11 protein-coding genes are annotated in these 11,652 nt (G+C 48.8%); 1 reads left to right on the top strand and 10 read right to left on the bottom strand.

Features of this window, described 5'->3' with window-relative positions; genetic code table 11:
* Positions 1 to 28 precede the first annotated feature (28 nt).
* From C8E01_RS11065 to mnmA, 3 genes are read right to left on the bottom strand one after another with little or no spacing between them, the layout of a single operon-like run.
* A complete protein-coding gene (locus tag C8E01_RS11065; protein ID WP_116543506.1) occupies positions 29 to 1,669 on the bottom strand; it encodes a S8 family serine peptidase in 1,641 nt (546 codons plus the stop codon).
* Positions 1,670 to 1,674: 5 nt separating this feature from the next.
* The gene (locus C8E01_RS11070; RefSeq protein ID WP_116543507.1) at positions 1,675 to 2,409 is read right to left on the bottom strand and encodes a hypothetical protein; all 735 of its coding nucleotides are present in this window, start codon (positions 2,407 to 2,409) and stop codon (positions 1,675 to 1,677) included.
* A complete protein-coding gene (mnmA, locus tag C8E01_RS11075; RefSeq protein WP_116543508.1) occupies positions 2,409 to 3,536 on the bottom strand; it encodes a tRNA 2-thiouridine(34) synthase MnmA in 1,128 nt (375 codons plus the stop codon). Before mnmA ends, C8E01_RS11070 begins: the two co-directional genes overlap by 1 nt.
* Positions 3,537 to 3,762: 226 nt before the next feature.
* Here mnmA and trpF point away from each other — a divergent pair, with 226 nt between their 5' ends.
* Positions 3,763 to 4,386: a phosphoribosylanthranilate isomerase gene (gene trpF, locus C8E01_RS11080; protein WP_116543509.1), complete on the top strand. Its 624-nt coding sequence runs from the start codon at positions 3,763 to 3,765 to the stop codon at positions 4,384 to 4,386.
* Positions 4,387 to 4,827: 441 nt separating this feature from the next.
* On the opposite strand, the gene trmB is transcribed toward trpF, so the two are convergent.
* From trmB to C8E01_RS11115, 7 genes are read right to left on the bottom strand one after another with little or no spacing between them, the layout of a single operon-like run.
* Positions 4,828 to 5,481, bottom strand: coding sequence for a tRNA (guanosine(46)-N7)-methyltransferase TrmB (gene trmB / locus C8E01_RS11085; RefSeq protein WP_116543510.1), 654 nt, complete (start codon positions 5,479 to 5,481; stop codon positions 4,828 to 4,830).
* Positions 5,482 to 5,484: 3 nt separating this feature from the next.
* Positions 5,485 to 6,777, bottom strand: coding sequence for a bifunctional folylpolyglutamate synthase/dihydrofolate synthase (locus C8E01_RS11090; protein ID WP_116543511.1), 1,293 nt, complete (start codon positions 6,775 to 6,777; stop codon positions 5,485 to 5,487).
* Between the two features lie 14 nt (positions 6,778 to 6,791).
* Positions 6,792 to 7,712, bottom strand: coding sequence for a hypothetical protein (locus tag C8E01_RS11095; protein WP_116543512.1), 921 nt, complete (start codon positions 7,710 to 7,712; stop codon positions 6,792 to 6,794).
* 12 nt (positions 7,713 to 7,724) lie between these two features.
* Positions 7,725 to 8,120, bottom strand: coding sequence for an ExbD/TolR family protein (locus C8E01_RS11100; protein WP_116543513.1), 396 nt, complete (start codon positions 8,118 to 8,120; stop codon positions 7,725 to 7,727).
* Between the two features lie 2 nt (positions 8,121 to 8,122).
* Entirely contained in the window at positions 8,123 to 8,776 is a 654-nt protein-coding gene (locus C8E01_RS11105) for a MotA/TolQ/ExbB proton channel family protein (RefSeq protein WP_116543514.1), read from the bottom strand.
* 52 nt (positions 8,777 to 8,828) lie between these two features.
* Positions 8,829 to 9,953, bottom strand: coding sequence for an HU domain-containing protein (locus tag C8E01_RS11110; protein WP_165820617.1), 1,125 nt, complete (start codon positions 9,951 to 9,953; stop codon positions 8,829 to 8,831).
* Between the two features lie 6 nt (positions 9,954 to 9,959).
* Positions 9,960 to 11,651, bottom strand: coding sequence for a TonB-dependent receptor (locus C8E01_RS11115; RefSeq protein ID WP_243409537.1), 1,692 nt, complete (start codon positions 11,649 to 11,651; stop codon positions 9,960 to 9,962).
* Position 11,652: the final 1 nt, after the last annotated feature.

The raw sequence follows: 11,652 nt of genomic DNA on the forward strand, positions 1-11,652 counted from the left end.
CTGCGTGTGAAAAACAAAACGTGCGGCATCAGAGTCTGACAAAGCGCAGGGTAACGTTTCTGCTACTGGAGCTCACCTGGCAAAGGTATATGCCTTTTTTGAGCCGTGAAGGTCTGATGCTGAGCGTATGTACCGCTTGGTTTGCAGGCAACAACTGGGTAAGTAACAATTTACCGGAGGCATCATAGAGCCTCGCTAGGGTGTTTTCCTGCTGCCAAGTCTTGTCCATCCGCAGCACAATAGGTTCCTCCGAAACCGGATTGGTAATGCTGATGCCAGCCGCCAGTTCGTCAGCTAAGCCTGTAACGAGTCGGGTATAATTTGGAATGCCGTAGCCGATGGTGTTATTGGGGTTGTTGTAGTTGCTTCCTAGCTGACGCAACAGTTCCAGCAATTCCATGTTGGTGAGCTTAGGGCGAGCCTGCCAGATGCAGGCGACCATACCTGCCATAATCGGACCCGAGAAAGAAGTACCGCTGGAACGGCCTAAATTACCTGAAGAAGACAGCACGTATACCTGCTGTCCCATCGCCACCACATCAGGCTTTAATCTCTGGTCGGCAGTTGGCCCCACTGAACTGAAGATCGCATGTACTGACAGCGAATCGACAGCCCCGACGGTGAGCACAGAGTCGGCATCGGCGGGTGCAGAAATATAGCGCCAGGCTTTGTTGCCCTCGTTGCCAGCACTCGTTACAACCAGCATACCGGCAGCGGCAGCCAGGTCGGCGGCGCGGGTTATGATGGTTGTATTGCCATTGAGTTCGCTGTAGGAATAGCTGTAAGAAGGTGCATCGAACAAGGTATAGCCGAGCGAAGAATTGATCACGTCCACGCCTGCACTGTCAGCATATTCAGCGGCCAGCAGCCAGTTCACCTCCTCAATGTTATGCTCCGTGGCGGCGTCTTCCGTTCGGAAAAGGTAATAGTCGGCTTTGGGGGCCGTACCTACGATGCGGCCCGGTTCATAGGCAGCCATAGTAGATAGCACCGAAGTGCCATGCTGGCTGTGTCCATACACATCTGTCTTGTTGCCTACAAAATCGTAAGTGCCCTTCATTTGCCCATTCTGGAATAGATGAGAGAAAGCGCTGACACTATTCACACCAGGAAAGCCAGCGTCGAAAACGGCAATGGTGATCCCTTCGCCTTGGTAGCCAGCCGCATGCAGCTCAGGTATACCCAGCATGCTGGACTGGTGGAAGGACGGACCGAAATAAGAGGCGTCGAAAGAAGCCTTTGCAAGCTTTAAGCTGTCGTTCGACTGGGTGCCTTTTTTTCCGGATGCTGGAGCAGGCAAACGGTTGAGTTGCTGGGTCCCTTTAATGAAAGCTAGTTTTTGTAGCTCGGCCAGCTTCCCAGGTGAGCATTGCACGACTGCGGCATTGAACCAGCGAGAGGTATAGAGCACCTTTGCACCGGTGGCTTTTAGGCTACTCACATAGGATGGATTAACCGGCAGGTCACGAACCGAAAGCGCTATACCCTGCTTGCTCCGGCGTTCGATGGCCTTGGCAGAAAGGTATAGCGCTGGTTGTGCTACTGTAAAGGGAGAATTGCTCTTGTCAGTGAAGTAGATCAGGTGCTTCTGCTCTGTGTCGCCACTCCCCTGCGCCTTTGCAAAAGGCGCTAACACTAGGAGGTAGACAAACAGGGACAGAAATCGCATAAGACCTAGAGTTTACCGTGCTCGATTAAGATTTCGTGGCGTTCATGGCCGCTATCTCTCCAATCTACATACTTGGGGCACTCTTTATTATTAGACAATTCGCAATAAGTTACCTTATTATAGATGCGATACACAAGCCCAACATTTTTCGAGTATACTTCACGGCGATCATCTAATCTGCCTGCTACAAATGGTACTTCTGGTTTAACTGTAACAGTATTAGGAAACTCAGTACCATTAATAACGAAAGGCTCACCAACACTGTCGTAAACATACTGTTGCTTAATTACATAGAGCCTAGCAATTGAATCAACTACAACTCTACTGTTAAAAGCATCCATTTCCCATTTCTTACTTCCATTAACTGGAAAGACCATTTTCACATATTTTGTATTATCTTTTGTAGTCAATACCATCCGTTCCGTCTTATTGACGATCATAACAGAATCATCCAACCATTCGCTTCTGTCGTTTGGTCTAATGGAGCGAATAACTTTATAGACAAGCTGTCCTGTTTGGTCGTGAAAACTAGTATCTACTCGCTCGCGCAATTGAAAACGGATTGTGTCACCTATGTTACTAGAAAACCGGATATCCATGACATTATACACCCGGTACTGCCCTATTTCTAACGGATAATAGTCGTAGCCCATCGCTTGCGGGTCGGGGTCTTTGTATTTACTTTCGCAGCCAGCTACAAAAGCGGACAGCACAACCAAAAGCAGATGGGCTCTTCTCATTATTGCAACACGTTCAGGTTAAAGTCTGAGTTAAAGTTCGTCTCAATCCAGCCGCCGCCTACCACGTCGTTGCCTTCGTAGAATACAGCAGCCTGACCAGGAGCGATTGCATGCACACCTCTCAGGAAGTGTACCTTCATTTTATCGCCTTCCTGTTCAATAATGGCCTCCGTACCCGGGTCGTTATACCTTACCTTTGTGATGGAAGGTATAGGCTGACCGATCAGGTTTTCGTACTTCACCATGTTCAGTTTGCCTACGGTCATGGCGTTTTTTGCCAGGTCTTCATAGTTACCCAACACAACGCGGTTTGCGTCTTTTTCGATTCGCGTTACGTAGGCCGGGAAACCAAGAGCTATACCCAGGCCTTTGCGCTGGCCAATCGTATAGAAAGGGTATCCTTCGTGCTTGCCCACAACAGTACCATCTTCGAGCACAAACTCTCCTCCGGCTACCTGCTCTTCCAGCCCTTCTACACGACGCTTCAGGAAGCTGCGGTAGTCGTTGTCAGGTATAAAGCAGATCTCGTAAGACTCCGGTTTGTTTACTAGTTCAGTAAAGCCACGGTCCATGGCCATCTGGCGAATCTCAGTCTTGCGCAGACCTCCCAATGGGAATATCGTGCGGGCCAGGCTCTTTTGAGAGATACCCCACAGTGCGTAAGACTGATCCTTGCTTTCGTCCAGACCTTTAGAGATCACATAACGACCGTTTTCTTCACGGATGTTGGCATAATGCCCGGTAGCGATAAAATCGCAGCCCAACTGGTCGGCACGACGCAGCAGAGCATCCCACTTGATGTGGGTGTTACACAGCACGCATGGGTTAGGCGTACGACCGGCAATGTATTCATCCGTGAAATGGTTGATCACAAAATCACCGAACTCTTCGCGTATGTCTATAATATAGTGCGGGAAGCCAAGCTGCACCGCTATGTTACGGGCATCGTTGATCGAGTCAAGGCTGCAGCAACCGGTTTCCTTCTTGCTGGCACCACTCGATGCGTAGTCCCAGGTTTTCATGGTCATACCCACCACTTCATAACCCTGCTCATGCAACATCACAGCCGCCACGGAGCTGTCTATGCCGCCGCTCATGGCCACCAATACCCTTCCTAACTTACTCATTTATCTTTAGAATTGTAATTCGAATTGCTTTAATTTTACTACAAAGATAGTAACATCAGGGCACTAATAAAGATTCAGCCAGGCAAATATTGTAGCTACAACTGTTTGAGAAGTGATGGCGCGTTAAAAAAAACTTGAAAAAAATGGCATCGTACCCGTTTTGGGACTTACTTTGGTATTCAATTAGACAAACAGAACCGACATGGTTCTAAAAAGATAAATTGCTATGGGCTTACGGACCTCTGTAATAGTAAATGGTATTAACAATTTGAGCGATGCTCGCTACTGCGCCGGTATGGGCGTTGATATTATCAGCTTTAACCTGAAACTGGACGATAAGGAGCGCATGTCTTCTGAAACTCTGAAGGAGATTGTAGGCTGGGTATCTGGCGTGAAGCTGGCTGGCGAGTTCGAGCGTGCCAAGCCGGATATCATCAACCAGTATGCCGACGACTTTGGTCTTGACTATATTCAGTTAGATACGCCCTACCTGATCGACGAGATAGAAGAGATCAACCGCCCGGTTATTCAAAAAGTATTCATCAACAAAGACACCGTAGAAAGCGAGCTGCTAGAAATGATGGAGCTTTATAGTCCGTCTGTTGATAGCTTCCTAATCTATTCATCTGATTTTGATAACATTGACGAAACCAATACCAAGTTCCTCAAGAACCTGGCCAAGCGATTCCAGGTATACCTGGGCTTTGGGGTTCACCGCCATAATATCAACACCATATTGAAAGAGATCAAGCCTGCCGGCGTCGGCCTGCGCGGCGGTCACGAAATCAAGCCTGGCCTAAAGGATTTTGACGAACTGCAGGAGATCTTCGAAGAAATAGAAGAAAACTAGGAAGTTTAGGAGTTAGAGAGTTTAGGAGATAAAATGTAACGACGTCACAGTGTAACGTCGTTCACAGTCATATATCAATCTGAACATTCCCAATCCAGAAACCCTGAATGCTCTTTCGGATATCCATGTCCGGAAGTATTCCTGCCGGGGACATCCTTGTCCCCGTATACCTACAAAACCTACACACGGGGATTTATCAATCCCCAACAGTTTGATTCGGGATTGATAAATCCCGAAGAGCAATTTCAAAACGTAACCACCTGTAGGGACAGGTCGCGACCTGTCCGAATCATGCACCAGGCCAGAGAGGGTTTTATTCATACAAGACCGGCTATACCTTAACTTCTAACAAATATCCCTACCAAAAAATAAAGACGGTCCGCATTACCCAGGTATAGCGGACCGTCTCGTCTTGAAATGTAAGCAACTATACCTGAAGGCTTATACCTTAAACTGCAGGTATTTGATGGTAATGCCCTCGGCCAGGTAGCGTTTTTCGTAAGTGGTGTAAATGCCCATGGTATGTTCTTGCAGATCGGACTGATAGAGGTTATCGGTAAAAAGCAGGTCCTTCGGATTGCGCTCCTGCAACACTTCCAGGGTATATTCGAAAAGCATCTGGTTGTCGGTCTTTAAATGCAAAATCCCACCAGGCTTTAGAATCTTTGCATAGAGATCGAGGAAACGTGGCGAGGTAAGGCGACGCTTAATATCGCGGTCTTTCGGTCTTGGATCTGGAAAGGTAACCCAGATTTCATCCACTTCTCCTTCAGCAAAGTTATCTTCCAGGTTCTCAATAAAGGTGCGCAGGAAAGCGACATTGTGCAGATCTTCCTCTTCCGCCAGAGAACTGCCCTTCCAAATACGAGCTCCTTTGATGTCTAGCCCCAGGAAATTTTTGTCCGGGTAAAGACGGGCCATACCTACGGTATACTCGCCACGGCCACAACCGATTTCCAGGATCAGGGGATTATCATTCTCGAAAAACTCGTCCCGCCATCTGCCTTTCAGTTGGCCATAGAGTTCTCCTTCTGGTTCAATTACATTCTCACGCTCCGCTATGGCGGCAAACTTTGCTAATTTACTTCTTCCCATTTCTTATAGTTCGTCAATCTCTGCGACCACAAAGGTACTACCTCCAATAAAAATTATCTCATCCGGCTTTGCATTTCCCTTTGCCGCCGCAATAGCTTCGCTCACGGTCGCATAAGCTTCACCTCGCAATCCTATTTGCCCGGCTTTTTCCTTGAGTTCCGCTATAGGCAATGCCCGCGGTATCTGCGCCTGACAGAAATAATAGGTATAATCCATTGGCAAAAGCTGCATTATGGTCGTCACATCTTTGTCATTCACAGCCCCAAACACCATGTGTACGTGCTTTGGTTTAATGGCATGCAGTTGGGCAAGTATTTGTTTAATGCCGTCCACATTGTGACCTGTATCACAAATAGTTAAAGGGTGTGTACCTAATACCTGCCACCGACCTTTCAGCCCGGTGATGGATTTAGTGTTAGCTATACCTTGGCGAATAGAATCGTCTGTGATAGTAAAGCCTCGTTCACGGAGCAACAACAGCGATTTAAGCACACCGGGTAGGTTATACTGCTGATAAACCCCTGCCAGATCGGACTGGAGTGAAGGCAGCCACAGTTTGTTATCCAGATATACATCGTATACCTGCCCCTCCAAATGCTGATCAAGCACCTGCACACGAATGCTATCGGTGGCAAAATACAGTGGCGCCTGTTCAGCAGCGGCCTTTTGCTCGAATACCGGCATGATCTCAGCTTGCTTGGTACTGATCACGGCAGGTATATGGGACTTGACAATGCCGACCTTCTCTCCTGCTATTTCGGGCAGCGTATCGCCCAATAGTGCCTGGTGGTCTAAACCAATATTAGTGATTAGGGAAAGTTCAGGCGAAATGATGTTCGTCGAGTCTAGTCGGCCACCCAGGCCTACTTCGATCACGGCAACATCTACCTGCTCGTCCGCAAAGTACTGGAAGGCCAGCGCAACCGTCATTTCAAAAAAGGATGGCTTAACCTGTTCGAACAGGTCCTTGTGTTGCTCCACAAAAGAAACCAGGTAGTCCTGTGGCAATTCGGCACCGTCTACACGCACCCTTTCGGTAAAAGACTTTAGATGCGGAGAGGTATAGAGGCCTGTCTTATAACCTGCGCTCTGTAGCACGGCAGCCAGCATGTGAGAACTGCTGCCTTTGCCGTTAGTGCCGGCCACGTGCACCGTCTTGAATTTGTGCTGGGGTTGGCCCAGCGCATCGCAAAGGGCTATAATGTTGTCAAGGCTCTTCTTAAAAGCAACATTGCCGATGCGTTGGAACATCGGCAATTGCTGGTATAGGTAATCAAGACACTCTTGATAAGTCATGAAATCAATCGGAATTAGCGTGATCGGATCACAAAAGTAACAGTACCAGTAGCGCCTGTGGTACTTCTGCCTCCACCCGTACGGCTAAAGGTTGTTTTCTGAAGTTGCTCACGGTACCACTTCTCTACGTGCGGCGACACAGTACTTTCCAGTCGGTCGATGCCGATCAGGTTACCGTCAGCGTCGATGCGGATGCGGAACTTCACGAAACCTGTTTCATTTTCGTAAGGGTCACGCTTCGGAGAGATGTCGTAGCGCCAGCCGGCCATATCCAGACCGTCGCCCCCGCCTCCACCGCCAGGCGTACCTTCGTAGTTCTTGGCAGTCATTTGGCCACGTGGGTCACCTTTGTCACCAACTTTGTTGGCATCATCACCATTGTTGTTGCCAGTAGCCTCGCTTGACGTTCCAGCTTTTCCTGTGCCTGTGCTTTCGGTAGGCTTGCCAGGGTATAGCGTGCGTGGCTTCTCAGGTTCTGGCTTTTTAACTTCTTCCTTAGGCTGCTCAACCGGTTTTTTAACCTCTTCCACTTTTGGCTGCGGCTTCGGCTGTGGTTTTACTTCCTCTTTCACCGACACCGGCGATTCTACAGGTGCGGCCACTACTTTTGGCGTTTCTACAGGAGTAGGCGGTGTAGGAGTAGCAGCTGCAACGGGCTTAGGCTCCGGAAGAGGTTCCGGCTGCGTTGGGGCAGGCTTGCTATCCTGCACGTTCTTCGACTCGTTTGGAGTAGCCTTCGACTGCACATCGCCGCTGCCCATGGCGTCAGTGCCATAGTTTATCTCAATCCCGATCTCCTCGTCTTTTTCGCCAGGGGCGCCATTCCAGGCCAGCAGAAAAAAGAGCAGCAATAGAATGATGATGTGCAGGGTAATACTCACCCCTGCAGCTATCTTCTTATTCTTTTCCTCTTCCTGTGATAGTGCTATCTCCATGTGTAATCAATGCTACTTAGTAGGCTCAGTGGCCAGTGTTACTTTCGCTTTCAAACTGGCAGCTATACCTGCCACCTTGGCCAGGTATTCTACCGGCACAGTCTTGTCTACGTTCAACACCACCACGCCTTCTTCTGTTCCCTGCAAAAGTGCTGCCAATTGCGACTCCAGCTGTGACTCATCAATTTGCTTGCCGTTCAGGAAATACTGTAGGTCTTTCGTGATTGTGATGTTCACCTTTTCCATCACGATGTTAGACACCTTGCTGGAGGGTAAGCTAACTGGCAGGCCTGTAGGCGTCACAAAGTTTGAGGTAAGCATGAAGAAAATAAGCAACAGGAAGATGATGTCCGTCATAGAGGACATGTTGAAATCGGGGTTGATCCTGTTTTTAGAGCGTAAATTCATGCTTAAAGTTGTGGTTCTTGTAACAGATCAATGAATTCAATGGAAGAGTACTCCATGGCGTGTACGATGTTATCGATCTTCGACACCAGGTAGTTGTACCCTACATAAGCTGGCAGACCAATCATCAGACCGGCAGCCGTTGTTACCATCGCCTGGTAAATACCAGCTGAAAGCAACTGCGGGCTTACAGAACCCTCAGCCTGTGCAATCGCGATGAAGGCCTGAATCATACCTGTAACCGTACCCAGGAAGCCCAGCATTGGCGCCGCACCTGCAATAGTTGCCAGGGCTGCCAGGTTGCGCTCCAGACGGCTGATCTCGATCTTGCCCACGTTCTCAATAGAAGTTTCAATGTTCTTAAGCGGGTTACCGATACGGCTTACACCTTTGCCCAGCATTCTGGCTACTGGTGTGTTGGTTTGAGCGCACAGCATACGGGCACCGTTTATGTCGCCGGCCAATACCATACTCTTAATGCGGTCACTGAATCCGTCAGGGTTTTTAGCGGCCTTCTTCAGCGTCAGATAGCGCTCGAAGAAGATGTAAACGGCAGCAAGCGACAAAAGCAGCAGTGGAATCATAGCCCAGCCACCTGCCATCGCCAGGTCTAGTAGGGATACCGAGCTTTCCGCTGTTTCTGCCCCATCCATCATCATTGATGCTGTGTCAGCAGGAGTTGTTGTAATTTGTAAGAAGAGAGATGTCATGTTAATTATTATAAACCCAAATATTTTCTCCGAATGATTTTCTGTAAGTGTTCATGGCAGCCTGCGCCTCTTCTGCCGTGGCAAAGTCAGCCACAGATACCTTAAAGAGCCGGCTTCCTTTACCAGGCTCCAAAACCTTAGCTTCGTGGCCGAATTCCGCTATCTCCTGACGGCTGAATTCTGCGTTCAGCATGCGGGCATAGCCTCCTGTAATAATATAATAGCGACCATCTTTATCGCTTACTGTGGTAGTAACAGGAGCTGGCGCAGCTGCTTCCTCAACTGCCTCGCCCTTCTCATTAACGAATTCATCTGCAGCATATTGGCCTTCCGAACCAGAAGTAGTGCTGGAAGTTACGTCCCAGGCTTCTGTTCCTTCCACCATGCTTGCTTCCGAAACTTCCATTACATCCGCGGCAGCGGCTTGCCCTAAGGTAGTTTCGTGCTGAACAGGTATAGAAGCAGTGACAGTATTATCATCCGCCACCTGCTTATCGCCGCTTATAAGCGAAATCGGGTTCAGGCTGCTCAGGTTATAATCTGTTTGAAGGGAGAGCATGTATAATGCCGTTCCGACCAAGCCTGTCAGCGCCAGTCCTGCCGCAACGTGGTAAGCGCGCTTCAGGCGAACTTTGAAGGGCTTCCGCACAGGTGCAGGCTCAGCTGCCTGACGCTCTTTGATCAAAGTACGCAGCACGGCCGGCTCTTCATGTCGGATTGGCCTAACAACGATCTCGGGCAAACCGAAACTTGCCTCCAACAGGTTGTCACCCTCAGTGTACTCAAATACCAACCGCTGCTCGTGGTTGTACTTGAACACACCAATGTCAGTCAGTTCAAAGCGCTGCTCGCTCTCCAAGCGGTTGCGTACCTCATGCACAAAAGAGACGACCAGTTGTCTGGCCTCCTCTTTCGAGCTGTTATTGGCATAAGCGATAGTGCTGATGAGCAGCCCATCGTTGAGAACCAGCTTTTCATTGAAAGCAATTTTTTTGGACGGCGGCACCAGCGTATGCTTTACCGGATTGATCCGGGCAGGCACATAGCGCGTGATCAACCCGCCAAAATCAGGTATGATCACGCAGTCGTGATTATAGAGCAGGTGCTTGATGTGCTTTTCTACCATAGGCACTTAGAATGAATAAGAGACGCCTCCTATCAGGTTGATACTTTTGTTCGGGTAATTTACAAACCTTTCGTACTTCTGCGCAAACAAATTATTCACCATCAGGAAAGTTGTGAATCTGTTGGAGAATCTGTAGTCCGCCTTCAGGTTCAAGTCCACGATCGTATCTGTTTCCCGTAGCCCAAATGTGCCGTCAGGACGGGTAATGCGCCCGAAAGAACTCCCAATATAGTAAAGTTCTGAATTAAAGAGAATCTTATCATAGAAGTTGTAGGTGGCAAAAACGCTTGCCATCAGCTCCGGACGGTGAAATGCCTGCTCTAAGGTAGCTGTGCTATATTTGTTATAATCAGCCTTTAATCCAATCCGCAGTTCGTCTGAATAATTAAAAGTAGCCTCTCCATAAATATTCAAAACATTTGTTACACCGTCGTCATACAACAGGTCAAACTTGGTAGAGTCGCTTGCCGAGTTGTTGTAGAAGTACATGTTGCGGAAGTTTTGGTAGGCCACACGACCTGTCAGGTGCACAAAGTTGGCAATGTTGGCCTGCATACCGCCGTATACCTCCAGCCCTTTGTTTTGATCAGCCACTCTGACATTCGGTGCCAGATATGGATTCTCCTGTGTCAACTGATATAAAGTAACCCTTTGCAGATCACCGCCTATACCTGCATAAATCAGCAGGTTATCCTTAATAGGCTCTACTCCTACACGTACCGTTGGGTATACATTAAACTTACGGGCATCATTTACGGTGTCACCTGTATAAGCAACATTAGCACCGATCGAAAGTCTGATCGCATTTAGCTGTCGCTCATACTGCGGATGCAGTTTAAACAAGGTACGGCTAACCGAAGCAGAGTCTTTATGTGACACCAATGAGAGGTCTGCGTCAACCTTGAAGGCCGATACGTCATCCAGACCATATTCGGTGTTCAGTTTGGCTGCAATGTTGGTTTCCCGCATGTCGTAGCGGTCGTTCAGGTAGTTCACGTTCAAACCTGCCTTGAACAGAAGCGGCATACCTGCGCCATGGTTATGCATATACCCTTCGGCATTCACCCGGTTGAATACCTGGCTGATCGTGTCGCGGTCAACAGTGGTTTCTTGCACAGGGCTATACCCGTAAAAGTGGTATTTGTCGCGTCCGTAGCCTAATTTACCTCCTAAGGTAAGGCCCTGCATGTAGGCTTCGCCGTTCAGATTGATGGCGGAATTGGTTACAGCAGAATTGCGGCCGTCCACCGGTCCTCTGGCGGAGGTGATATGGCTGACATCCGCGCCGTATGACGCCACATTGCTGCGTTTGTTATGGAAGTAGCCTTTCAGGTATAGCGTACCGTAGTTGCCTATACCTGCCTTTACATAGTTGCCGTACAGCTTGCTCAGTTCGTCCTGCTTGATGGTGAGTACGCGCATCTGTAGGTCCACATCCTGGTCTTCGAGGCGATAATCGTTGAAACGGTAGCGTACATTGCGCTCGCCCGGCTCCGGGGTTACCACCGCAAATTTCTGGAAATTACGCGAAGCTCTCGGCAATTCTATCTTGCGATCCTTCTCCACCACTACTTCAGAATCCTGCAGTTTGGCACCTTCGCCCCAGCCAGTTGTCTGCGCCTGGGCGCTATTCAGAAAGCTATACCCGGCACACAGTACAATTGCTGCTAAGGAAGCTCTTTTCAATCTATTCTTCATG

The sequence above is a fragment of the Pontibacter virosus genome (genome assembly GCF_003096355.1).
Taxonomy (GTDB): domain Bacteria; phylum Bacteroidota; class Bacteroidia; order Cytophagales; family Hymenobacteraceae; genus Pontibacter; species Pontibacter virosus.